Source organism: Candidatus Pristimantibacillus lignocellulolyticus (genome assembly GCA_023639215.1).
Taxonomy (GTDB): domain Bacteria; phylum Bacillota; class Bacilli; order Paenibacillales; family Paenibacillaceae; genus Pristimantibacillus; species Pristimantibacillus lignocellulolyticus.
The window spans coordinates 3,796,627-3,821,045 of record CP097899.1 but is presented as its reverse complement, the minus strand read 5'-3'; the positions used below and the strand labels follow the sequence as shown (position 1 = coordinate 3,821,045).

General features: G+C 39.8%; 24 protein-coding genes. 2 read left to right on the top strand and 22 right to left on the bottom strand.

The features are described from left to right. Window positions 1-159: 159 nt before the first annotated feature. From trmD to NAG76_16135, 19 genes are all read right to left on the bottom strand, one after another. Complete coding sequence (gene trmD / locus NAG76_16225; GenBank protein ID URN93367.1) at window positions 160-906, bottom strand: tRNA (guanosine(37)-N1)-methyltransferase TrmD; 747 nt, start codon at window positions 904-906, stop codon at window positions 160-162. 1 nt (window position 907) lies between these two features. Then, a complete protein-coding gene (gene rimM, locus NAG76_16220; GenBank protein URN93366.1) occupies window positions 908-1,432 on the bottom strand; it encodes a ribosome maturation factor RimM in 525 nt (174 codons plus the stop codon). Window positions 1,433-1,523: 91 nt separating this feature from the next. Beyond that, the gene (locus NAG76_16215) at window positions 1,524-1,751 is read right to left on the bottom strand and encodes a KH domain-containing protein (GenBank protein ID URN93365.1); all 228 of its coding nucleotides are present in this window, start codon (window positions 1,749-1,751) and stop codon (window positions 1,524-1,526) included. A gap of 42 nt (window positions 1,752-1,793) precedes the next feature. Then, window positions 1,794-2,066, bottom strand: a complete 273-nt coding sequence (gene rpsP, locus NAG76_16210) for a 30S ribosomal protein S16 (protein URN93364.1) — start codon at window positions 2,064-2,066, stop codon at window positions 1,794-1,796. A 264-nt stretch (window positions 2,067-2,330) separates the two neighbouring features. After that, window positions 2,331-3,728: a signal recognition particle protein gene (gene ffh, locus NAG76_16205; GenBank protein URN93363.1), complete on the bottom strand. Its 1,398-nt coding sequence runs from the start codon at window positions 3,726-3,728 to the stop codon at window positions 2,331-2,333. Continuing rightward, window positions 3,715-4,116, bottom strand: coding sequence for a YlxM family DNA-binding protein (locus NAG76_16200; GenBank protein ID URN93362.1), 402 nt, complete (start codon window positions 4,114-4,116; stop codon window positions 3,715-3,717). Before NAG76_16200 ends, ffh begins: the two co-directional genes overlap by 14 nt. Window positions 4,117-4,494: 378 nt before the next feature. Then, a complete protein-coding gene (locus NAG76_16195) occupies window positions 4,495-5,025 on the bottom strand; it encodes a hypothetical protein (GenBank protein URN93361.1) in 531 nt (176 codons plus the stop codon). Window positions 5,026-5,191: 166 nt separating this feature from the next. Continuing rightward, window positions 5,192-6,196, bottom strand: a complete 1,005-nt coding sequence (ftsY, locus tag NAG76_16190) for a signal recognition particle-docking protein FtsY (protein ID URN93360.1) — start codon at window positions 6,194-6,196, stop codon at window positions 5,192-5,194. A gap of 97 nt (window positions 6,197-6,293) precedes the next feature. After that, entirely contained in the window at window positions 6,294-9,878 is a 3,585-nt protein-coding gene (gene smc / locus NAG76_16185; GenBank protein ID URN93359.1) for a chromosome segregation protein SMC, read from the bottom strand. A gap of 363 nt (window positions 9,879-10,241) precedes the next feature. Then, a complete protein-coding gene (rnc, locus tag NAG76_16180) occupies window positions 10,242-10,955 on the bottom strand; it encodes a ribonuclease III (protein URN93358.1) in 714 nt (237 codons plus the stop codon). Next, window positions 10,945-12,186: a beta-ketoacyl-ACP synthase II gene (gene fabF / locus NAG76_16175; GenBank protein URN93357.1), complete on the bottom strand. Its 1,242-nt coding sequence runs from the start codon at window positions 12,184-12,186 to the stop codon at window positions 10,945-10,947. The genes rnc and fabF overlap by 11 nt, the downstream gene beginning before the upstream one ends. A 143-nt stretch (window positions 12,187-12,329) precedes the next feature. Then, window positions 12,330-12,563, bottom strand: a complete 234-nt coding sequence (locus tag NAG76_16170) for an acyl carrier protein (GenBank protein ID URN93356.1) — start codon at window positions 12,561-12,563, stop codon at window positions 12,330-12,332. A gap of 356 nt (window positions 12,564-12,919) precedes the next feature. Continuing rightward, complete coding sequence (fabG, locus tag NAG76_16165) at window positions 12,920-13,669, bottom strand: 3-oxoacyl-[acyl-carrier-protein] reductase (GenBank protein URN93355.1); 750 nt, start codon at window positions 13,667-13,669, stop codon at window positions 12,920-12,922. Window positions 13,670-13,817: 148 nt separating this feature from the next. Then, window positions 13,818-14,750: an ACP S-malonyltransferase gene (fabD, locus tag NAG76_16160; protein URN93354.1), complete on the bottom strand. Its 933-nt coding sequence runs from the start codon at window positions 14,748-14,750 to the stop codon at window positions 13,818-13,820. A 495-nt stretch (window positions 14,751-15,245) separates the two neighbouring features. After that, a complete protein-coding gene (locus NAG76_16155; GenBank protein URN96862.1) occupies window positions 15,246-16,220 on the bottom strand; it encodes a ketoacyl-ACP synthase III in 975 nt (324 codons plus the stop codon). 11 nt (window positions 16,221-16,231) lie between these two features. After that, window positions 16,232-17,227 (bottom strand): phosphate acyltransferase PlsX, encoded by a 996-nt coding sequence (gene plsX / locus NAG76_16150; protein ID URN93353.1) that lies wholly within the window; start codon window positions 17,225-17,227, stop codon window positions 16,232-16,234. A gap of 14 nt (window positions 17,228-17,241) precedes the next feature. Further along, a complete protein-coding gene (fapR, locus tag NAG76_16145; protein ID URN93352.1) occupies window positions 17,242-17,814 on the bottom strand; it encodes a transcription factor FapR in 573 nt (190 codons plus the stop codon). Window positions 17,815-18,082: 268 nt separating this feature from the next. Continuing rightward, window positions 18,083-18,256: a 50S ribosomal protein L32 gene (rpmF, locus tag NAG76_16140; GenBank protein URN93351.1), complete on the bottom strand. Its 174-nt coding sequence runs from the start codon at window positions 18,254-18,256 to the stop codon at window positions 18,083-18,085. A gap of 32 nt (window positions 18,257-18,288) precedes the next feature. Further along, window positions 18,289-18,807: a DUF177 domain-containing protein gene (locus NAG76_16135; GenBank protein ID URN93350.1), complete on the bottom strand. Its 519-nt coding sequence runs from the start codon at window positions 18,805-18,807 to the stop codon at window positions 18,289-18,291. 160 nt (window positions 18,808-18,967) lie between these two features. Here NAG76_16135 and NAG76_16130 point away from each other — a divergent pair, with 160 nt between their 5' ends. Next, entirely contained in the window at window positions 18,968-20,221 is a 1,254-nt protein-coding gene (locus NAG76_16130; GenBank protein ID URN93349.1) for a nucleotidyltransferase, read from the top strand. A gap of 1 nt (window position 20,222) precedes the next feature. On the opposite strand, the gene NAG76_16125 is transcribed toward NAG76_16130, so the two are convergent. After that, window positions 20,223-21,323, bottom strand: coding sequence for a hypothetical protein (locus tag NAG76_16125; GenBank protein ID URN96861.1), 1,101 nt, complete (start codon window positions 21,321-21,323; stop codon window positions 20,223-20,225). Window positions 21,324-21,430: 107 nt separating this feature from the next. Between NAG76_16125 and NAG76_16120 the strand changes: the two genes are divergently transcribed. Further along, window positions 21,431-22,615 (top strand): hypothetical protein, encoded by a 1,185-nt coding sequence (locus NAG76_16120; protein URN93348.1) that lies wholly within the window; start codon window positions 21,431-21,433, stop codon window positions 22,613-22,615. A 7-nt stretch (window positions 22,616-22,622) separates the two neighbouring features. On the opposite strand, the gene coaD is transcribed toward NAG76_16120, so the two are convergent. Both coaD and rsmD read right to left on the bottom strand, forming a co-directional pair. Beyond that, window positions 22,623-23,135 (bottom strand): pantetheine-phosphate adenylyltransferase, encoded by a 513-nt coding sequence (gene coaD / locus NAG76_16115; protein ID URN93347.1) that lies wholly within the window; start codon window positions 23,133-23,135, stop codon window positions 22,623-22,625. An 87-nt stretch (window positions 23,136-23,222) separates the two neighbouring features. Continuing rightward, complete coding sequence (gene rsmD, locus NAG76_16110) at window positions 23,223-23,795, bottom strand: 16S rRNA (guanine(966)-N(2))-methyltransferase RsmD (protein ID URN93346.1); 573 nt, start codon at window positions 23,793-23,795, stop codon at window positions 23,223-23,225. Window positions 23,796-24,419 lie beyond the last annotated feature (624 nt).

Sequence of the window (24,419 nt, the reverse complement as noted above, 5' to 3'; positions counted from 1 at the left end):
TCACCATAGATGTTCTTATAAACTCCCTATTCTTCTGAGTAGATCATCGTTTATAGCGGACCACCCGTTATACGAACAACATTAACTATTTTATCATATTTACTGCATCAATACAATGATAACTTATGGGTTTGTCCTAATTTATCGATTGCTATGCTACTATGAATTGATGCCTAGCAATTTGCGTTGCTCAGATAGCCATTTTTTCTCTTTCTTTGACAGTTCAACATGCTCAAGTAGATCTGGTCGACGTGCCAATGTACGTAATAACGATTGTTCACGTCTCCACTTCTCAATATTAGCATGATGCCCAGATAATAATTCCTCTGGAACTGACCAGTCACGGAATTGAGCAGGTCTTGTATAGTGAGGATACTCCAGTAGACCAGTACTGAACGAATCCGTAATTGCACTTGTCTCATTACCCAGCACACCAGGTAATAATCTTACTACGCTATCGATTACTGTCATGGCCGGAATTTCTCCACCGGTGAGCACATAATCGCCAACAGATATTTCATCCGTAACTAGATGCTGACGAATACGTTCATCATAACCTTCATAATGACCGCAAATGAATACGAGATGACTAGACGCGCTTAATTCTTCTGCCTTGCGTTGCGTATAACTTTCCCCTTGCGGGCACATCAAAATTACACGTGGTGGCTCTGAAGCTTGAGCTTGTAACTCCTCAACTGCAGTAAATACAGGTTCAGCCTTCAAGACCATACCACCGCCGCCGCCATAAGGATAATCGTCTACTGTATTATGCTTATTATTGGCATATTTACGGAAATTAATCGCGTTAAGCTCAACAATTCCTTTTTGGTGAGCTTTTCCTAAAATGCTACTCGTGAACACACCAGTAAACATTTCAGGAAATAACGTTAGCACATCAATTTTCATGTTAGACCAATCCTTCTAGCAAATGAACAGTGATACGTTTATTTGCTACATCAACATTCAGCACGACAGGATCAATAACTGGTAACAAAATCTGTTTGCCTTTGCCTTTTCCAGGCTCTACAACCCATACATCATTGGCACCTGGAGACAGAATTTCAGTTACTACACCAAGCAATACATCTTCATCGCTGTAAACTTCACAACCGATAATTTGATGATAAAAATATTCGCCATCATCTAATGAGCCTTGATCCTCAGCAGCTACTTTAATAAGCCAGCCTTTGAATTTCTCTACTTCATTAATATCGTTATACCCTTTTAACTTAATAAAGTACATTCCCTTTTGCTCACGCGAGTTAGTAATCTCAATTTTTATAGATTGTCCTGTTTCTTCGTTGAACATAACGAGCTTACTGCCTACAGCGAAGCGCTCTTCTGGGAAATCTGTACGTGACATTACTTTCAGGTCACCTTTTAGTCCGTGTGTATTCACAATCAGACCAACATTATACCAAGTTCCACTCATTTCATCATCCCTTACTTAACAAACTTTTTCGCATTTCCATGCCAAAAGAGGGCCAGGATTTTCATCCTAACCCTCCTGACGGCGCATTCACTTATGATTGAATGTTAACGATCACACGCTCGTTAGACTTAGTTGCAGCCGAGTTCACCACAGTTCGTATCGCTTTCGCAATACGACCTTGCTTACCGATAATTTTACCGACATCAGATGGATGAACCGAAAGCTCGTAAATCGTACTGCGTTCATCTTTAACATGAACGCGCACATCTTCCGGATGATCCACTAAAGCCTTCGCTATGACAAGAATTAACTCTTTCATCAACAAAGCCCTCCGCTTCTCAACAATAATAACGATTAGCTATTACTTCTGTTGTTTAAGCTCATGGAATTTTTTCATTACACCCGCTTTAGAAAGCAAGTCACGAACTGTATCAGATGCTTGTGCACCTGTTTGTAGCCATTTCAACGCTTTTTCTTCGTTGATTGTTACTACTGCAGGTTGCGCAACTGGATTATAAGTACCGATTTCTTCAATAAAACGACCATCACGTGGAGAACGAGAATCAGATACTACTACGCGATAGAATGGAGCTTTGTGAGCACCCATACGTTTCAAACGAATACGAACTGCCATTAGAAATTCACCTCCTTCGAAAAATTAAATATCAATGTATACACCAAGCGAGTAGCAAAGTGCACAACGTACACGAGCATACGGCGACCGATTCACCCACAAAAACTTCGAAGCGATTTTAGACTTTCAGCACCAAGAAGATGGCATGAAGTTAGTGAAGTGAGTAGCATAGTGTACGTAATTGGTACACGAGCAACGGAGCAAGCGATGAATGCCATATTCGATGCCGAATACGCTACGTCAGCAATACATCGTGATCAAAGTCTAAAAGGGAAACTTCATATTTTTGCCTAGAAGCCCTTTCATACCCTTCATACCTTTTTTACCGCCTTTAAGACCTTTTGGTCCGTTCGGGCCCATCATTGAACTAAATTGTTTCATCATTTTACGCATATCATCAAACTGTTTGATCAGTCGATTAACTTCAACAATGGTAGCACCACTACCCGTAGCAATACGCTTACGTCGGCTATGATTTAGCAATTCTGGCTTTTGCTTCTCTTCCTTTGTCATTGATTTGACAATGGCTTCGACACGACCCATTTGCTTCTCATCGACCTTCATATCTTTCATATTACCTTTCATCTTACCCATGCCTGGCAACATATCCATAATTTGATCCAGTGGACCTAATTTCTTGACTTGCTCCATTTGCTCTAGGAAATCATCGAAGGTAAATTCCGCATTACGCATTTTGCGTTCCATCTCAGCAGCTTTATCTGCATCGATTCCCGCTTGCGCCTTCTCAATTAGAGAAAGCATATCACCCATACCAAGGATACGAGATGCCATACGTTCAGGATGGAATGGCTCCAAAGAATCGATCTTCTCACCCATTGCCGCGAACTTGATAGGTTGTCCGGTTACAGCTTTTACAGAAAGCGCTGCACCACCACGAGTATCCCCATCTAGTTTCGTTAGAACGACACCTGTAAGTTCCAATTGTTCATGGAAGCTTTGAGCGACGTTAACGGCGTCCTGACCAGTCATTGCATCAACGACTAAGAGCACCTCATCTGGCTTAACAATGGAATGAATCTCTTTCAACTCACCCATTAAAGCTTCATCGATATGTAATCGACCAGCTGTATCGAAAATAACATAATCATTACCGTTATCTTTGGCATGTTGCAAACCGTTGCGAGCAATGTCAACAGGAGATACTTGATCACCCATTGCAAATACTGGTGCATTGATTTGCTCACCTAGAACCTGAAGTTGTTTGATTGCCGCAGGACGGTATATATCACAAGCAACTAATAGTGGTTTATGGTTACCTTTTTGCAATAATCTTGCTAACTTACCAGAGGAAGTTGTTTTACCTGCACCCTGTAAACCGACCATCATAATGACAGTTGGAGGTTTGTTAGCTTTAGCAAGTTTTGCTTGAGTTCCACCCATAAGCTCAGTCAGTTCTTTATTAACAATATCAATAATGACCATGCCTGGCGTAAAGCTTTTTGATACATCTAATCCAATAGCTTGCTCTTTCACCTTGGCTATAAAGTCTTTCACGACTTTGAAGTTAACGTCCGCCTCAAGTAGAGCAAGTCGTACTTCGCGCATCGCTTCAGCGACATCATTTTCAGAAACTTTTCCTTTGCCCTTCAGCTTGCTGAAAACATTCTGCAGCCGACTCGACAAACTCTCAAATGCTGCCATCCTTTATCGCCTCCATTTGTGTCATAATTTCTATTGAACGTAACTGTTCAACGACAGTTTGTAAATGTTGTCGTTGCTCCATCGGAAGTTGTAATTGATCAAGTTGATCTTCTAATTGCTCCGTCAGGTGCACTGTTTGCCCATGCCTGGTTAACAGTCCCAATTTTCGTTCATACGATTCCAGCGCTTGCTGGGCCCGCTTTATATTATCATACACTGCTTGGCGACTAATGCCAAATTCAGTAGCGATTTCACCTAATGAAAAATCATCGTGGTAGTAATATGTTAAAATAGTACGTTGCTTATCTGTTAATAACTCTTCATAGAAATCTAACAGCAAATTAATGCGTGTTGTCTTGGCTAGGGCATCTGGCTCTATATGTTGCATTCCATTTCCCTCCATTACATCCATTGAAGCGTGTACCAATCGGCTTTCACTGTAAAGTAGATTACCTTTACACTTGGCAACGAATATTATCATAACTTAATCAGTTTCATGTGTCAAGTATTTTTACTTGTCACTAATCCTCTTTTGAGTTAATAGCTACAACGATGAGATATTCCATTGTCGATTAAGGTACGTTAACTTAGTCATCGTTTGCGGGCATTCAGAACCGAGAAGATGGAGCGCTACTTGTGGAAGGAGGAAACGCAAGTGTACGTGGTTAGTACACGCGGACCGGACCTCCCAAGTTCGCTTCATATTCGATGTCGAATATACTACGTAGCAACACATCGTTATCAAAGTCCGCTTTTTGAACTACCTTTAAACTGGGATGTTTTCTAGCTGTTCAATCCCCCGCTTGGCCCGACTATTAAGTGACCTCTTATCGGTTAATTGATGTAGACTCAATTCATGTCCAGGATCAACGACTAATTGCCCTTTCATAATATCATCAAATATTAAAAGTGTTTTCTTAATCGCATCAATAAGCTGATCCTTCGTTAGTACATCTTTTGTTAAGCCAATAATATGAATCATATATTCTGCAAATTTAAGTTTAACGATACTATCTGCACTTTTCAGGTGCCTTGTTGAGAACATCAATATATTTGTAACGATTTCACTATCTTTATAATTACTTGCGACAATGTCTAGATGATGCACAGCATCCCAATTTCTAATCGATAATTGTGCAGAATAGTGCTGAATTAATTGTTTCATCCACAACGTTTCTTGCTCTATTGTAATATTGTATTCTTTATATTCATCAAGCTGACCTTCACGATACATTTGAAGCTTATTCCCATAGTGAGATTCAAAAAGCTCTTTCGCTCTTAACTGTTGATCTGCCATGCAATCACCTTCTAGTTCATTACTATATGCAACTTTATAATCAACTTTTTATATGCTAAGTATTTCTCGTATGAATAAAAGCCACCCATCCAAACATGTAACCCGAAATAATCCAGTTAACACATCTTTACTAGGTGGCTTTCATTCTATTTATTATGTTATTCAATTAGTTTTCTGCTTCTTCTTGCTCTGCTTCTTTCTGAATAAGTCCAGCGAATAATGCATGAACAAACTGATCAGAATCAAATTCTTGAAGATCGCCCATTTTCTCACCTAGACCAACAAGCTTCACAGGGATATTCAATTCATTGCGAATCGCAATAACAATACCGCCTTTAGCTGTACCATCAAGTTTCGTTAGGACAAGTCCCGTTACGCCACTTTTTTCACCAAACAGTTTTGCTTGGCTAAGCGCATTTTGACCAGTCGTAGCATCAAGCACTAGTAAAACTTCATGAGGTGCAGTAGGTAATTCACGCTGAATAACACGGAAAATTTTATTCAATTCTTCCATGAGGTTCGTCTTATTCTGCAATCGACCTGCTGTATCACAGATTAACACATCAACTTGACGTTGCTTAGCAGCTTGAACAGCATCATAGATGACTGCAGCAGGGTCAGAACCAGAAGATTGCTTGATGACATCTACACCTACACGTTGTCCCCACACTTCAAGCTGTTCGATAGCACCAGCACGGAAAGTATCACCGGCTGCAAGTAGTACGTTTTTGCCTTCGCTTTTCAGCTTATGAGCTAGTTTACCGATCGTAGTTGTTTTACCTACTCCATTAACACCTACAAATAGATACACAGTAATTTCTCCAGCTGGAGCAACATTTAGATGTGAAATTCCATCGCCTTTAAGCATCCCTACAAGTTTTTCAGATAGTACGGGTTGTAACTCAGCAGCACTTTCGATTTTACGTTTTTTCACTTCCGCACGTAACTCATCGATTAATTGCATAACTGTAGTGACACCTACGTCAGCACCAATTAGAATTTCTTCAAGTTCTTCATAGAACTCTTCATCGATTTTTTTGCGACGCGTAATTAGTTCTTCAACTTTTTCAACAAGAGCTGTTCTAGTCTTAGCTAGCCCTTCCTTAAATACATTAGTTACTGCTTCAGTCTTCGAAGCAATCGTTTCTTTCAACTTTTTGAAAAACCCCATAATTGGATAACATCCTCTCAAACTTTTCATGACTGGTATAGTTACTTCCTTGCTGATGAAAAGTACATCGGAAGCATTAGTTTAAAATTTTCACGAATTAAGCAGTTACACCTTCTAGCTCTTGGCCTTCTTCAAGTCGAACAGATACTAACTTAGATACGCCGCCCTCTTCCATCGTCACACCATATAATACATCAGCTTCTTCCATTGTACCTTTACGATGCGTTACGACGATGAATTGCGTTAACTCAGAGAATTCACGTAAATATTGTGCAAAACGAGCAACGTTAGCTTCATCAAGTGCTGCTTCGACTTCATCAAGCACACAGAACGGAACAGGCTTCACTTGTAAAATTGCAAATAAAAGTGCAATAGCAGTTAAAGCACGCTCACCGCCTGAAAGTAACTGTAGATTTTGCAGCTTCTTCCCTGGTGGTTGTGCAACAATATCAATACCGGTCTCCAATATATTGCTAGTGTCCACCAGTATGAGATCCGCGCGACCACCGCCGAATAATTTACTAAATACAACGATAAAGTGTTTGCGTATTTCATCAAATGTCGTTTTGAAACGCTTCGACATTTCGTCGTCCATCTCTTTAATCACTTCATACAAAGTAGTTTTTGCTTCCATTAGATCGTTCTTCTGTTCAGATAGGAAGTCAAAACGCTCTTTCACTCGCTCATACTCTTCAATTGCTCCTAGATTAATATCACCAAGTGAGCTTATTTGACGTTTCAAATCTTTCACATCAAGCTGTATCGGAGCAATTTCTTCTGGTGGAGGGTATTGCTCTTTAGCCATCTCATAGCTATAACTATACTCTTCACTAAGTTTGCGAATCGTATGATCTAATTCAACATCTTGGCGGTTAAGTACGATTTCTGTTTGACGCATTTGCTCTTCAATATTACGAAGACTTATACGTTGTTCCTTCGTCTCACTTTCCCCTTGTTCCAAGCCACTTGATTTCTGAGATCGTTGCATACGATAATGGTCTGTCTTATCGCTACATTGTAACTTAGCATCTTTCAGATTAACAAGTTGCTCTGCTTGCTCAATTGCTTCTTTTTCAAGATTAGATCCATTTTGACTTAATTGTGCCTCTTGTTGTTGCTGTTGGCGCAATTCATGCTTAGTCCGTGCGATCTCATCTCTCAAACGACCCGCTTGATCCTCATAATTACTGTATTCTTGATCAAGTTTAGCAACAGCAATTTTTAGATCAGTAAGTTGAACTTGTAACTCTTCTTTCTGACTCTCGTTCACTTTACGTGTCTGCTCAGCAAGTTTTATTGCTTCTTGTAATATTTTCTCTCTCAGAGATAATTGCTCCAACTGTTGTTTTGCGATCTCAATGGATTGCTCAGCAGCCACACTCTCTGTAGTCTGAGTACTTTTATCTGAAGAAGATAACGCTTGTTGTTCATTCAAAAACTTCATCTCTTGCTGTAGCTGTTGAAGTTCGCCCTTTAGCTGTTGTTCTTCGACTCGCTTCTGCTCAAGCTTCTCACGCGCCTGTTCAGCATTTTGATTGCGAATCGATATTTCTTTGCGATTATCTACGATTTTCGCACGCATTTGCTCAATTTGTTGTTTGGTTAGTGCAATGACTTCATCCAACTGTTCAATCTGACGATGTCTGCCAAGTAGACTTGCGCCTTTCTTCTGCTGACTACCACCAGTCATCGAACCACCAGCATTAACGACATCACCTTCTAGTGTTACGACACGATATCGATACTGGCAACGAGAAGCAATACGGTTAGCTTGTTCCAAATTCTCTGCTAGAAGAACATTACCTAATAAGTTATAGACAATTTCTTCATACTTCTCATCACTTTTCACTAGATCAGCTGCAATACCAACAAAACCTTCTAATTCACTAATCATACGCTTATCAGATTCATTCAAGCGACGACCACGAATAACATCAAGAGGTAAAAACGTCGCACGACCTAATTGACGCTGCTTCAAATACGAAATCGCCGTTCGCGCACTACGCTCATCTTGCATAACGATATGTTGTAGTGCCCCACCTAATGCCGTTTCCACCGCTGTTTCAATACGCTGTGGTACATTGATCAGCTCTGCAACAGCACCATGAACCCCTTGAATACCTGATTGCTGACTGCGAGATGCTTTCAAAATTTCTTTGACACCATGCATGAAACCATCCATCGCATCTTGCATTTCTTTCATCGTATCTCTACGAGATAAGTCACTATCTATTTTCTGTTCTAATTTTCGTAAATTAGCACTTTCTTGTTCAAGTGAAACATTCAACTTACGAGCTTCATCAGCTTCAGTAAGCATCTTCGTGCGAAGCTTATTAATGTCAGCTACAACCGCTTCTAACGATTGATTCAGTTCATATGCCTTTGCTTCCAATGCACGTTGTTGTCCAGTCCATTTCACTTCGTCTTCTTGTATACGTTCCATACGACGAAGCAGTGCTTCTTGTTGCTGCTCTGTATATCGTACTTCATTACGAAGTTGTGCCATAGAGCTGAAAACGTCTAATAATTCACCTTTCAGACGTTCCTCTTCATCTTGTGCACTACCAGTCGTAACACCTTGCATCCGAATTTCTTCAGCAGCTAGCTTAATACGGTGCTCAGTCAACTGCTCTTCTATCTCTGCTGCCTTACTGCGAATGGATACTTCTTCTTGTGATAAAGACATAATTTTAGCGTCCGTTACCTCAATAGATTGAGTTACAGTTAGCTTTGTAGCCTCATTATGACGAATACGTTCTTTAATGATTTCGCCATATCCTTCGCATTTTTCAACATCTTCACTGATTTGAAGCATTGCTTGATGTAATTCATCGAGTTGAGCTTCTATTTCACGTAATTGCAAGCGATCACTTTCTAATACAGCATCATGCTTGCTTACGACAGATGATAGTTTAAGTTGTTCTTCTTGTAACTTTTCTAACTTATTGGTTGACTCAGACCATGCACTATGTAGTGTTTCAATCTGATGAACATATAATGAAATTTCTTTCGATTTCAATTGTTCCTTAAGTTGCTTAAAATGAATAGCTACTTCGGATTGCTTGCGCAAAGGTTCAACCTGATCCTCAAGTTCTGTTACTAGGTCATGAATACGCAACAAATTTTGTTCTGTATCGTCCAACTTACGTTTTGCTTCTTTTTTACGAGACTTATACTTAACAATACCTGATGCTTCTTCAAAGATCCCTCGACGATCTTCCGAGCGAGTACTTAATATTTCCTCAATACGACCTTGTCCAATAATCGAATAAGCTTCCTTACCGATTCCTGTATCCATGAATAACTCCGTAATATCCTTTAAGCGACAAGCTTGCTTGTTGATCATATACTCGCTATCACCACTACGATGAACACGTCTTGTAACCGTTACTTCGTTATATTCCAGCGGCAAGGCACCATCAGAGTTGTCCAGCGTTAAGCTCACTTCTCCATAGTTCACTGCCCGCCTAGCATCGCTACCTGCAAAGATGATATCTTCCATCTTGCCACCACGTAGACTCTTTGCGCTCTGCTCACCAAGAACCCAACGGATTCCGTCTGATATATTACTTTTACCAGATCCATTAGGCCCTACAACGGCTGTAATACCGTTCACAAATTCCAATTCAGTTTTATCAGCGAATGATTTAAATCCCGCTAATTCAATTCTTTTCAAGAACATAGTTTGGCTTTCACCTCCCGAACATTGTACCACATTTTATCTGGTCTCGATATGATATTACTAGAAATGCATGTTCAAAAATGTAGGCTTTCGCAAGCCAAGAAGATGAAGTGCTACTTGTGGGAGGAGGAAACGTAAATGTACGTTTTTCGTACATGCGTACCTACAATGTTTCTTCAAGAAACATACCTCGGAAGCTCAAGCTATACTTCCCAAGTTCGCTTCATATTCGCCGCCGAATAAGTTTCGGTAGCCCACTCTTCGTTATCAAAGTCTATAACTACATACAAAAAGCATCCCTTTGGACAACTTGGGTCCACCGGAATGCTTTTTGTATGTACGAGATCTAAGTTGTTACCGGCCTCACGCGTTTCTCATTTCTTGTTCGGCTAGCTTACTCCATGCTTCAGCGGCAGCACGTTGTTCAGCTTCCTTCTTAGAACGTCCAACGCCTATTCCATAGCATATACTATCTAGTACTACTTCAATGACAAATTCACGGTCATGTGCTGGCCCACGTTCTTCGATAATGCGATATTCGATTGCACCAAGACCAATATGTTGAGCACGCTCTTGTAGTTTCGATTTTGCATCTTTCATAAGTAAGCCATAGTTATTGGAATCTATATAAGGGAACATATATTGTTCTAGAAATTGCTTGGTTACATCAATTCCTGCATCCAAATACAATGCACCAACAAATGATTCGAATAAATCGGCTAACAACGCTTGACGATTACGACCACCAAGTTGTTCTTCACCTCGGCCTAACAGTACATATCTACCAAAATCCAAACGTTCTGCAAAGTGAGCTAGTGAAGGTTCACAGACTACAGAAGCACGCATACGCGTTAATTCACCTTCAGGTCGCTTCGTGTACGTTTTGTACAAATATTCAGATACGAGTAATTGTAATACTGCATCTCCTAAAAATTCAAGTCGCTCATTATCCTGGACTGAGCCTCGCTTGTGTTCATTCACATAAGAGGTATGTGTAAATGCTTGGCGTAGAAGTTTCACCCTTGTAAAATTGAGCTGCAGCTTAAGCTGCAGCTCATCAAATAAATCATGCTTCATATTTTCTCATCATGATGGATGCATTATGTCCACCAAAGCCGAATGAGTTAGACAATGCTACTTTTACATCCGCTTTACGAGGCGTATTTGGCACATAATCCAGATCAAGTTCTGGATCTAAATTGTCAAGGTTAATTGTTGGAATAATGATTCCATTTTGCAAGGTTAGGGCTAAAATTACGGCTTCTACACCGCCAGCTGCACCAAGTAAATGACCAGTCATTGACTTCGTTGAGCTTACTGCTAATTTATATGCGTGATCGCCAAATGTCATTTTCACAGCTGTTGATTCAGAAACATCACCAACTGGAGTAGACGTACCATGTGCATTAATATAATCTACTTCAGAAAGATCGATACCAGCATCTTTAACTGCATTGATCATACAACGAGAAGCACCAGATGGATCTGGTTCAGTCATATGATGAGCATCACCGCTCATACCATATCCGATAACTTCAGCATAGATTTTCGCCCCACGTGCTTGAGCGTGTTCAAGTGATTCAAGAATTAGAATACCTGAACCTTCTCCCATTACAAATCCATCACGATCAACATCGAACGGACGACTTGCTTTCTCAGGCTCATCATTACGAGTAGACATTGCTCTCATGGAGCAGAATCCTGCCATACCAGTAGGACGAATCGTTGCTTCTGCTCCACCAGCGATCATAACTTCTGCATCGCCTTGTTGAATTAGTCGGAACGAGTCACCAATGGAATGCGTACCGGAAGCACAAGCTGAAACTGATGTAGAGTTAGGTCCCTTTGCTCCTGCAATCATTGAAACTTGACCAGAGGCCATGTTTGCAATCATCATTGGAATAAAGAATGGATTAACACGTTTTGGTCCTTTCTCTAGAAGAATCTTATGTTGATCTTCAAAAGTTCCAAGTCCACCAATACCAGAACCTACGATTACACCCATACGTTCAGCATCTACGTTTTCTCCGATTTTCAAGCCGGAATCTTCAATTGCTTTTAAGCTTGCCGCAACAGCGAATTGTACGAAACGATCCATACGACGAGCTTCTTTCTTTTCTATACCATAGGTTTCCAGATCAAAGTCTTTGATCTCAGCAGCAATACGCGTTGGATACTCCGAGCAATCAAATTGCTCAACTAACGACACGCCCGACTTACCTTCCATCAGGTTGCCCCAGAACTGATCTAATTCAGAACCTAATGAAGTTAAGATACCCATTCCAGTTACTACAACTCTGCGTTTCATATTGTTCACCCCTACTACGATTGAATTGCGTTATCTATATCAAAAAGAATTGATTGTCATCAGTTCTCATTCTGTCAGTTAAGATCACATGTGTGAAGAAGATGGAGTTAAGTCCCGTTAATAGTAACGGGACTCGTCCAAACCTAGGTATGAGATTGTATGTAACTTAATACATCTCCAACCGTAGAAATTTTTTCAGCATCTTCATCAGAAATTTCAATGTTGAACTCGTCTTCAAGTTCCATAATAAGTTCAACTACATCTAGTGAGTCAGCATTCAAATCTTCTTTGAAAGAAGCTTCAGCTACTACTTTATCTTGTTCTACACCTAAGCGATCAACAATAATGTTGGTTACGCGTTCTAGTACATCGGACATCCGATTCACCTCCTTATCGTATTATACGAAAACCGATAGTAAAATGCTATCTTTCCGCAAAAGTTCTTAAATGAAAGTTCGAAACAATGAAACGAAACCCAGCGCTCCAAAGCAAAACCCAGCGTCGTGTACGGTACCAGTACACCAGCGACCATTCTTTCGCTCGAGGTTTACAATGAAGGTTCAATAAGCGGGCTTTCAGAACCGAGAAGATGGAGCGTTACTTGCGGAAGGAGGAAACGTAAATGTACGTGTTTGGTACATGCGTACCGGACTTCCCAAGTTCGCTTCATATTCGATGTCGAATAAGCTACGAAGCATACTCATCGTTATCAAAGTCCGCTGTTTGAACTGCCTTACATGTACATGCCACCGTCTACGTGGATCGTCTGCCCAGTCATATACGCAGCCTCGTTAGAAGCCAAGAAGCGAACTGCATTTGCAATATCTTCGACGTTACCAAGTTTAGCAAGTGGTATTTGAACTTCCAATGCTTGCTTCATTTCTTCTGGCAACTTATCTGTCATTTCTGTTTGGATAAATCCTGGTGCGATACAGTTAACTGTAATGTTACGAGAAGCTAGTTCTTTCGCACTTGCCTTAGTTAAGCCGATAACGCCAGCTTTAGCAGCAACATAGTTGGCCTGACCTGGATTGCCCAACACGCCAACTACAGATGAAATATTAATAATACGACCAAAACGTTGTTTCATCATTGGACGAGTTACTGCTTTAATACCGTTAAATACGCCTTTCAGATTCGTTTCGATAACTTGATCGAATTCCTCTTCTTTCATGCGCATAATAAGGTTGTCACGAGTAATTCCTGCATTATTAACAAGAATATCCACTGTACCAAATTGTTCAACAACTTGCTTAACCATGTCGTCAAATTCAGCAACAATACCGACATTCGCTTTAATTAAAATTGCTTCGCGCCCAAGTGCACGAACTGCCTCTGCTGTTTGGGCTGCAGCCTCTTCACTACCTGAGTAGTTAATCGCTACATCGGCACCTGCCTCCGCTAATGAAATAGCAATTGCGCGGCCAATACCACGAGATGCACCAGTAACTAATGCTTTTTTACCTTCTAAGCTAGCAAACATAGTAAACCTCCTTAAACTTTTCATTTCAGCTTCTTGGATATACTTCTCAGAAATTGAAAAGTACGTCGAAAGCATAAACCTAACTTTTCATTTCAGCTTCTTGGATATACTTCCTTGCAAATGAAAAGTACATCGGAAGCATAACCATTTACTGAGAAACCGTTAATGACTCTAATGCTTCTAACTTGTTAATCGTAATAACTTGAACATTACGATCAATCTTCTTGATTAAACCAGTTAGTACAGAGCCAGAACCGATTTCAACAAATGTATCTACACCAAGGTCAATCAGTTTCATAACGCTATCTTCCCAAAGTACAGGAGCGCATACTTGACGCTCAAGTAGAGATTTAATCTCAGTTGCATCAACAACAGGTTCTGCAGTTACGTTAGCAATGACAGGAATTGTTGCATCTTGCATAAGTACATTGGCAAGTTCAGTTGCGAGCATCGTTGCTGCATTACCCATTAATGAAGAATGGAATGGTCCACTAACTTCAAGAGGAATAACACGTTTTGCACCAATTTCTTTACCGCGAGCAACGACTTCATTGACTCCCGCAACAGATCCAGAAACAACAATTTGTCCTGGGCAGTTAACATTAGCAAGCTCTACGACATGACCTTCAGCAGTAATAGTTGCACATAGCTGTTGAAGTGCCACTCGCTCTGCGCCTAGCACCGCCGCCATAGCTCCTTGACCACTTGGTACAGCTTGTTCCATATATTGACCGCGTGCGCGAACTGTACGTACTGCATCTTCAAAGCTAATTGCACCAGCAGCAACAAGTGCGCTATATTCACCAAGGCTATGACCTGCAACATAATCAGCTTTCAATCCTGCTTTCTCAACTAATTTTAAGAAAGCTGTACTAACTGTTAGCAACGCTGGTTGCGTATTTACCGTTTGTTTCAAGTCACTATCCGGACCTTCAAAAATTAAGTTACTCAATGAAAAACCAAGAGCCGCATCAGCTTGCTCAAAAATTAAGCGTGCTTCTGCATCATGCTCATAAATATCTTTTCCCATTCCAACAACTTGAGCACCTTGCCCAGGAAATACGAAAGCTATTTTACCCACGTAACAACCTCCTAAAACTTTTTGTTAACTTCTCAATCAGCCTCTTAGCAACAAAAAGTCGCTTCGAAAGCATATACAGTCTATTTCATACTTATCCACTTAGCTCCAAGCCACGTGTTCACTACTTATTCACTCCGAGGATATCGCTAAGACATCCAGCGAGTAGCACAACGTAATATGAAATGTACGTAAGCACGACAGCATTCGCTCTGTATTTTACGTCCTCGACTAAGCTACTTTAGAGTTTGATCTACATCGTGATTATAAACAGAACACTTCGAAGCCCTACTCCATCATTTTAATAACCATTCCAATGGGAATTAAAATGGAAGGCTGTCAGCATCAAGAAAATGACATGAAGCTAGGGAAGTGAGGAGCGGAGTGTACGTCTTTGGTACACGAGCACCACAGCAACCGATGAATGTCATTTTCGCCGCCGACTACGCTACGTTAGCGATACATCGTGATCACAGTCTTTCATTTTAATATCATCTATTACCAGACGATTACAGTGGAGCCCCATGTAAGCCCCCCACCAAACCCAACCAAACAAAGTTTGTCGCCTTCTTTTACTTTACCTTGCTCAACTGCTTCTGCTAATGCAACAGGAATTGATGCTGCAGACATATTGCCGTATTTATCTAGATTGATCATTGCTTTATCTTCAGACAGTTCCAAACGATTAAGGGATGATTGAATAATACGAATGTTCGCTTGATGCGGTACTAATAGATCAATATCAGCTTTTGTTAATCCAGCTTTCGCAATTGCTTCTTCTGCTGCATTACCCATAATACGAACTGCAAATTTGAACACTTCATTTCCAGCCATATAGATTGAATGCTCTTTATTCGCAATAGTCTCAGCTGATGCTGGTTTACGAGAACCACCACCACTTACTTTCAACAATTCGCCACCAGTGCCATCTGCACCAATCTCAAAGGATTGGAAACCACGACCTGCTGGAACTTCTCCGATTACAACCGCACCTGCACCGTCTCCGAAAAGAATACAAGTGTTTCGATCTGTGTAGTCAGTAATACGTGATAGTGTTTCAGCTCCGATAACAAGGACACGTTTGTATAGACCACTTTGAATTAATCCATTACCTGTTACTAAGCTATAAATGAATCCTGAGCAAGCAGCCGATAGATCAAATGCTGGGCATTTCGCACCAAGTCTAGCTTGCACAAGACAAGCCGTTGATGGAAATGACATATCAGGAGTAACTGTAGCTACGATAATAAGATCGATATCATCTACTGTAAGTCCTGCATTGGCAATTGCTTGTTCTGCTGCTTTGAAAGCTAGGTCAGAAGTTGCTTCATCGCTTGCAGCAATACGACGTTCTTTAATGCCGGTACGAGTCACGATCCACTCATCGTTAGTTTCAACCATTTTTTCAAGATCTTTATTTGTTAAAACTTGTTCAGGTACATACTTACCTGTACCAAGGATACCTACTGGAATAGCATTCATAACTAAGATCGCTCCTTATTGATTTCTTCTTTTATCGATGCAATAAGCCCACTACTTACTGCTGTTTTGGCTTGCTTCACTGCTGCTTGAACCGCTCTTGAATCTGAAGAACCATGAATTTTCAAGACTAATCCATTAAGTCCTAGTAATGGTGCGCCGCCAAATTCATTCGGATCAAGCGTCTTTTTCAAACCTTTAAGTTTCGGCAACATAACTGCTGCTGCTAATTTTGTTAAGAAATTAAGTTTAAATGCCTTTTTCAATTCATTAAAAATAACAGATGCTGCACCTTCATACGATTTCAACATAATATTTCCTGAGAAACCGTCACATACAAGCACATCACATTCACGGTTCAGTATTGTCTTCGACTCCACACTACCGATAAAATTAAGATTGCTTTCTTTAAGTAATGAGTAAGCAGCCTTTGTTACTTCATTCCCCTTCATTTCTTCTGAACCTACGTTCAGCAAGCCTATTCGAGGGTTTTTAAGACCTTCTACTTTCTCACGATAAATACTCCCCATAACAGCATATTGCATTAGTTGTTCTGCAGTAGCGTCCATATTCGCACCCAAATCTAGAGCAAGCATCCCTACTTTATCAAGAGATGGTAATAACGGTGCTAATGCCGGACGTTCGATACCAGCAATTCTACCTACGATTAATAGTCCTGTCGTCATTAACGCACCTGTATTACCAGCAGATAACATCGCATCTGCGTCACCGTCTTTTACTAGTTTCCCTGCCACTACCATGGAAGAATTCTTTTTACGACGGACAGCCTTCACAGGCTCATCATCAGATTCAATTACTTCATCAGCATGAATAATTGAAAGATTGCTTGGTTTTTGTTCGCCGATTATAGCTTGAATTGCTTGCTTATTACCTACAAGAACAATTTCAATATCTTGATTATCATTTGCCGCTGCAATAGCGCCTTCTACTATTTCTTTAGGAGCGTTATCGCCACCCATAGCATCAATTGCGATTTTCATACTTATTCTCCTCCTCAGGTGCTTGTCACATCTGAACGATAGATCACGAAGGTTCCTTGAAACACCAATTCATCACTCACATAGGTGTTAAGTTCTACTTTTGACTTACTTCGTTCTTCATTATTTAAGCGAACATAAGCTTTCGCTATACATTTTTCCCCAAGTTTTACTGGTCTAACAAAACGAATATCCGCTGTTGCAGTAAGTGCGATTGGACAATCTATAACAGCTACAGCTAATGAATTAGCTTGAGCGAATAAATGATGTCCTCTAGCAATTCCTGTACGAGAAAATACATGTTCATCTCGAATTTCAAAAATGGATATGCCACTTTGATCAAGTTGCAAATCAACAATATCACCAATAACTTCATCAAGAGGCAAGGATCGCACAGAGTCATAAGAACGTTCTGCCATTTCTTTCATGCGCTCACGTAATTCTGGTATACCTAATTCCATACGATCAAGTCGAATCGTCTGAATGCTAACTTTCAATACCCTTGTTAATTCACGATCTGTTACGAAGGGATTATCTTCTATATATTGAGTCAGCAGTCGATGCCGCTCACGCTTTGTTAATTTCGCCATGTCGGCATCACTCTCCTGTTAGTTTAATTCATTATGTAAAAATTCTCATCATCTTAGAAGATGTAAAAAATTAGACGTTTAAACTTGCACTTTTAGTATCAATTTTTAATACCTGGTACTAAAATAGTATAATTGAGATTTATGCGAAGTGCAATCTATTTATTCATAAGTTCGTAGTTAGCTCATCGAGAGCACGGCCTATATTTTGAATAACCTTTAAAAATAAAATAGCATCTTATCCTAAGATAAGATGCTATTAAGAAATCGATTATTGAGAAATGATCTCTTTTGTTTTGTAATATCCACAAACTTTACAAACGTGGTGACCTAGTTTTAGCTCTCCACATTGCTCACATTTCACCATGCCTGGAACAGCTAGTTTAAAATGAGTACGACGTTTGTCACGGCGAGTCTTGGATGTTCTACGTTGAGGTACTGCCATATTTAACACCTCCTTCACAAGTTTAAGGAATATTATTCCTTAAAGAAATCTTTCAACGACTCTAGTCGAGGATCGATTCTCTCTTTAATACATTTACATTGATTTTCATTAAGATTACTACCACATTGCGCACATAAACCTTCACAATCAGTTTTACATAGCGGAGCAAAAGGCATAAATACCTGTAAATACTCCTCCACAAATGGCTGCAAATCTAATCTCTCAGTGGCAATCTCAATGAGATCACTTTCTTCGTCCTCATCAGCACTTTCCGCGCTTTCAGATGAAACGGGCTTGAACTGCTCAGCGAATGGAATACTTAAGTGAGTATGAGTCGACTCAAGGCAACGAGAGCAAGCTAATTCCATATCTATTTCAAGATTTCCCTCTACCATAACAATTTCACCTTCTGGTTTAACTGTTAATTGGATATGTAAAGGTCCAGTAGAAATTACATCCTGATGATTACGAAATAGCTCTGTTACATCTAGTTGTGTATTCACGATCTCAGTTTGATCTTTAGCTAACAATTCTTTCATACGAAACTGCATAGTATCACCCCAAACAGACAAAGTTTATTATATCCATCTAGCTCATGTTTTGTCAAGAATATCACGATCTATTTCTTCTGTCGAATGTCAACTTTGTCCACATGATCACCATTATGCTATATTGTTGTGTAAAGACTTATTCAGAAAGGAAAATTAAGTCATGAATGCAGTCGGCCTAATCGTTGAATACAATCCTTTTCATAATGGACATCTTCATCACTTACAACAATCAAAGCAAATTGCACAGCGAGACGCTGTGGTAGCTGTAATGAGCGGAAATTTCTTACAGCGCGGTGAACCTGCATTACTAGATAAGTGGACTCGCACCAAAATGGCGCTACAAGGCGGCTGTGACCTCGTAATCGAGTTACCCGTTGCTTATGCCACATCATCCGCAGAATGGTTTGCACATGGCTCTATCGCCTTGCTACAAGCTACAGGTGTAGTTGATAGCTTCTGCTTCGGCACGGAAAGTGGACAACTGACTCCTCTTTTACAAGCAGCTAAGCTTGTCTCAGAAGAATCACCACAATTCAAACAACAGCTTGAGTCCTATCTTAACCTTGGATTAAGTTATCCGCAAGCGTATAGTTCTGCATTAACTCAATTATACGATCAAAGTTCAGCTGAAGATCATTTAAATAAAGAAGAACGCTTTCGCTTCGACTTACCAAATCATACGCTTGGACTTCATTATCTAATTGCAAGGCAACGAATCGGAAGTGCGATGACACCATATACAATTACTCGTGAAAAAGCACAATATAATGATGAATTACCAACTGATCTAGCAATCGCTAGTGCCACAGCTATTCGTAAACTATTATTGGAACATTCATCACTAGATGTCATTAAATCCTATGTACCAAGTAGTACATACCAGCTATTAATAGCACAGCAACAACAAGGGATTACACCTATGCATTGGGAAAATTTCGCTACTCCATTATTTCATACACTTGCTGTAAGCTCTAGCGAAAACTTAGCTACTTACCGTGAAATTGAAGAAGGATTGCAACATCGCATTAAATATTGTTTACGTTCATTGCCACAATATACACTGGACCAACTACTCCTGCAGTTAAAAACAAAGCGTTATACAAAAACGAAGTTACAAAGAGCTTTACTTGCCATTTTACTTCAGCATCAAAAACATCATTTTCAACGTGAGCAACTTGCTAACGGCATTCAATATATACGGGTGTTAGGTTTTACAGAACGTGGTCAAGCGTTGCTCAAGCAAATGAAGAAAACAGCAACACTTCCTATCATTCACACCCCCGCTGCGATTGCTAAGCCATCTACTTATCTTGAACTAGATATCGCTGCTACCGCTGCTTACATGCTTGCACGATCACCAGAACATCCAGAACTTAGTTTACTAGATTATACCCAGTCCCCTATTCGGATTTAGCTTAATCAATAGAAGCGATGACCTTCATCGCTTCTTCTAATGTTGAGACCGCGATAATTTCCATATCACTACCTAGTTTACTTACTTTCTTAGTAGCATCTGCTTTGTTACCTTGTGGCACTATGAAAATTTCGGCTTCTTCCTCATTTGTTGAGAACACCTTTTGCTTAATACCACCAATTGCTCCAACATTACCTTGTGCATCTATCGTCCCTGTAACGGCAATTTTATGCCCTTTTGTTAGATCCCCACCTGTTAGACGATCAATAATTGTCAAAGTTAAGACAAGCCCAGCTGACGGCCCTCCGATTGAACTATCATCGAACGCTACTTTATATTTTTCTTCTTCGGGAATAATGTTATGCAATTGTTTAAATCCATCTACACCAAGTTGTTTAGCTATAATGGTATCATTAAGATCTTGTCCATTATTTCCCGCTAAATCTATTGTCAATCGTAGTAACTCTGAATCACGCTCAACTTGAAGTTCAATAACTGTAGCTTCTTCATGTTCCTTCATCCATATCGCTATATTTTCTACCGACTTAACTGGCAAAATTCGCTCTTCGCTATATATACCATCGATACGATCACCATGTAAGAGCTTATCACCTGATTGGGATGCTACTGATGCTGTTTCTGTATTGATATAAAGTTGTTGAGGTTCATTGTGATAAGGAATATTCAAGTAACGATAGGCCGCTACCAAAGCTTGATCATAAGATCCTTGCATCATCATTGTCGCGCGCTTAGCATATTGCTCAACTGTATCTCCACCTAATATTTCATGCTTCCACATGATTGTTCTATTAGGTTGAAAAATAGATCGTAATGAATTCCATATATTAGGTGCATCCATTAATACAGCAGTAAGTAGAAATGTACCTTGCCCCTCCACATCTGACCCTGTCGACTGATCAGTCTGACTTGAATCTATATTATTGTCTTTATCTACAACGGTTACAAATGAATGTGATGAAACGGCAATACCTGGTCTAATAACTACAAAAGGTGATGGTGCATACAACAGTATGCCCATTGCTACTATTGTAATAAGTGCTGTTTTCAATATCGTTTTATATTGTATTTCATCTTTTTCCATCTTCAAAATAATGATCTCCTTACATATCAAGGTCTATTCTGACAAGCTATTGCGTAAAAATAAATGATGAATAAGCCATTCACACGAATGCTAAAGGAGAGATACCCTTGTATAAAACATTCATTATAGCTGGATTATTGTTAAGTATTGTGCTCTCTGTCGTGTTGTCTCCAGATGTTGCGCTACAAGCATCGCTTAGTGGATTAACGATTTGGTGGAAATTAGTATTCCCAGGCTTACTGCCCTTTTTAATATTATATGAATTAATATTAGCATTTGGATTAGTTCACGGTATTCAAGCTTTACTATCACCATTTACTACTCGACTATTGAAATTGCCAAGAGCTGCTAGTCTTCCGTTCATCATGAGCCTTCTAAGTGGCTTCCCAGCGGGTGTTGAACCAACATTGAGACTATTACAAGAGAACCAATTATCTAAGCAACAAGCACAACGCCTGCTCGGATATATGCATTTTCCTAATCCAATTTTCGTCACCGTTATTATCGGTGCAGGATTTTTCCACACACCAATTCTCGGTCTCATCATCATTAGCACAATATGGATTTCTGCAATCATACTTATGACGCTACATAGTTATCTTACAACTCGAAAGTCCACTAATCATGTCGTCTCTAAAGAGCATGATCATATTAATTTTGCAGCAAGTATGGAACTTGGTCGAAAACTTGATGGTCGCGGATTAGGCAAAGTGCTCGGTGATAGTGTAGCTGCAAGTGTACAAAAGCTGTTTATTATCGGAGGCTTCATCATATTCTCTTCAGTCCTCGCTGCTTTTGCTACGTCCATAATGAATAACCTTACGCTACAATTGCCGTTCTTAGCACACGCCTTACTTGAATTACATATTGGTAGTTACGCTATTAGTGTATGGACAATGGGCAACAACTCAATCATTCTCGGTTGTGCATTACTTGTTGCGTGTCTATCATTCAGTGGTATTAGCGGTATTTTACAAGTAAGTTTCTATACTACTGGGCAACCAATACGTTTGGCCCAATTTATTAAATATCGGATCTTTCATGCGATCTGCGGATTTTTCATGACCTATATATTATGGAAGCCACTTAGCTGGGTATTTAGCAAGTGGCTTCATATCGAATATCAAACTGTTTTTTCTACTTCTGCTGGTAGTTTCTCCCCAACATCCTATCAGGCACAACAGCTCCCATTTGTATGGAAGGAAAGTCTCGTAATATGCCTTGTATTCATCAGTTTCATTACTCTTATTACGGTTTGGCAGAAACTACGTATGAAAGATCAATTGTTCTAGGATGTAGTTACGGGCGCTGTGGTCCACATTTTTCACGTAATCTTAGTTCTACTTCTGGTGGTACTAGCTGTGAAACATCACCTTGGAAATTGGCAATTTCTTTAACAATGCTTGAACTTAGATATGAATACTTAGGATTTGTCATCATAAATACGGTATCAATTCCATCATCAAGCATATAGTTTGTCGATGCAAGCTGTAATTCATATTCAAAATCCGTAACAGAGCGAATACCACGTACGATGACACTCGCATTTTTTAGACGCATAAATCTTACGAGTAGATCACGGAAACTATCTACTTCGACATTAGGGAAATCCTTCGTCACTTCAGTCAGTAGCTCTTTTCTTTCATCAACGGTAAACAAAGGATTTTTACTGGTATTATTAAGTACTGCCACGATTAGACGATCATATTGACGAGCTGATCGCTGAATGATGTCTAAGTGACCATATGTAACAGGGTCAAAAGTTCCTGGATATACGGCAACTCTTTCTGGACGCTGTGGGTTATAGTTCATCAAGTTCACTCCTACTAAAACTTTTTGTTACTTCATGAAGCACTACTTCGTTACAAAAAGTACTTCGAAAGCAATATAAGGGTTAAATTACTCTTGCGAATCAGTTCCGGAACTATATCGATAGATGGTTACAGCGATATCACCATACTGATTCGTACGTAGCAGTTCAAAGCCGTTCAGTTCTTGTGGGTACTGTATTTTGGCATCATGTTCCACTACGATTGTTGCATCATCTGCAACTAAACCTAACTCCGCCATTTGCAACATCCACGCATCCATATCGACGATACGATATGGTGGATCAAGGAATATTAGATCAAACTGTATGTCACGCTTCGCTAGTGCCTTCAAAGCTCTAGCTGAATCATTACGATAGATCTCAATACAATTACTAGCTCCAACTAATTCAACATTGCTGCGAATAATATCAATACTTGTTTTCTCTTTATCAATACATACAACCTCTTCTATACCTCGACTCCACGCTTCTATCCCAAGTCCACCTGTTCCAGCGAATAAATCTAGCGCTTTACCTCCATCAAAGTATGGTCCGATCATACTAAATATTGCTTCTTTTACTTTATCGGTTGTAGGTCTAGTACCTTGACCTGGTACGGCCTTCAAAGCTCTACCTTTTGCTTTGCCAGCAATTACTCTCACCTTATGTTCCTCCCTAATGCTAATCGTATTAATCCTACCATACAACGATTGTTGATGAAAGAGAGGGCACTATCGCTATGTTCAACATTTTTTTTGAGCACAAGTATATTTAAGTAAGTTCTAGTCCACAATATATTCATCGGCGTCCTAGATGTCGTAGACAACCGCGGAGAAGACTTACGTTTCCCCATAAGTTCTTCATCCGGTTTCTCCTCTCCCATTTTTTTGGATAGAGGCCCTATTTTATAGGGCCTCGCTATTTTTTTGCGTTTTAAAAACTTTTTATGTTCTGATTACAGATACTACTTGTGAATAAAAAGTTACCTCGTAAGCATATGCCGAACTTTTTATGTTCTGATTACAGATACTACTTGTGAATAAAAAGTTACCTCTTATGCTTTATGTAAGCTAGCTCTATCCTTCTCAACTCAACTCTATGATCATCAATGAGACTTACCAACATATATTTACCCAAATATTATCTGATATGATTTATAGCTCTTGGAAAAACGATAAATCATTAGATAGATACTTTTTATTTATTGCAAAAATGTAAGATGCAGGAATTCAAAGGAATTTGTCGAATTTTATTAGTTCATTCCACTATATATCCGCTCATGATAA

Coding starts and splice junctions, on each gene's coding strand:
- trmD (URN93367.1), bottom strand. CDS start 906: ATGAAAATTGATGTGCTAACGTTATTTCCTGAAATGTTTACTGGTGTG.
- rimM (URN93366.1), bottom strand. CDS start 1,432: ATGAGTGGAACTTGGTATAATGTTGGTCTGATTGTGAATACACACGGA.
- NAG76_16215 (URN93365.1), bottom strand. CDS start 1,751: ATGAAAGAGTTAATTCTTGTCATAGCGAAGGCTTTAGTGGATCATCCG.
- rpsP (URN93364.1), bottom strand. CDS start 2,066: ATGGCAGTTCGTATTCGTTTGAAACGTATGGGTGCTCACAAAGCTCCA.
- ffh (URN93363.1), bottom strand. CDS start 3,728: ATGGCAGCATTTGAGAGTTTGTCGAGTCGGCTGCAGAATGTTTTCAGC.
- NAG76_16200 (URN93362.1), bottom strand. CDS start 4,116: ATGCAACATATAGAGCCAGATGCCCTAGCCAAGACAACACGCATTAAT.
- NAG76_16195 (URN93361.1), bottom strand. CDS start 5,025: ATGGCAGATCAACAGTTAAGAGCGAAAGAGCTTTTTGAATCTCACTAT.
- ftsY (URN93360.1), bottom strand. CDS start 6,196: ATGGGGTTTTTCAAAAAGTTGAAAGAAACGATTGCTTCGAAGACTGAA.
- smc (URN93359.1), bottom strand. CDS start 9,878: ATGTTCTTGAAAAGAATTGAATTAGCGGGATTTAAATCATTCGCTGAT.
- rnc (URN93358.1), bottom strand. CDS start 10,955: ATGAAGCATGATTTATTTGATGAGCTGCAGCTTAAGCTGCAGCTCAAT.
- fabF (URN93357.1), bottom strand. CDS start 12,186: ATGAAACGCAGAGTTGTAGTAACTGGAATGGGTATCTTAACTTCATTA.
- NAG76_16170 (URN93356.1), bottom strand. CDS start 12,563: ATGTCCGATGTACTAGAACGCGTAACCAACATTATTGTTGATCGCTTA.
- fabG (URN93355.1), bottom strand. CDS start 13,669: ATGTTTGCTAGCTTAGAAGGTAAAAAAGCATTAGTTACTGGTGCATCT.
- plsX (URN93353.1), bottom strand. CDS start 17,227: ATGAAAATCGCAATTGATGCTATGGGTGGCGATAACGCTCCTAAAGAA.
- fapR (URN93352.1), bottom strand. CDS start 17,814: ATGGCGAAATTAACAAAGCGTGAGCGGCATCGACTGCTGACTCAATAT.
- rpmF (URN93351.1), bottom strand. CDS start 18,256: ATGGCAGTACCTCAACGTAGAACATCCAAGACTCGCCGTGACAAACGT.
- NAG76_16135 (URN93350.1), bottom strand. CDS start 18,807: ATGCAGTTTCGTATGAAAGAATTGTTAGCTAAAGATCAAACTGAGATC.
- NAG76_16130 (URN93349.1), top strand. CDS start 18,968: ATGAATGCAGTCGGCCTAATCGTTGAATACAATCCTTTTCATAATGGA.
- NAG76_16125 (URN96861.1), bottom strand. CDS start 21,323: ATGGAAAAAGATGAAATACAATATAAAACGATATTGAAAACAGCACTT.
- coaD (URN93347.1), bottom strand. CDS start 23,135: ATGAACTATAACCCACAGCGTCCAGAAAGAGTTGCCGTATATCCAGGA.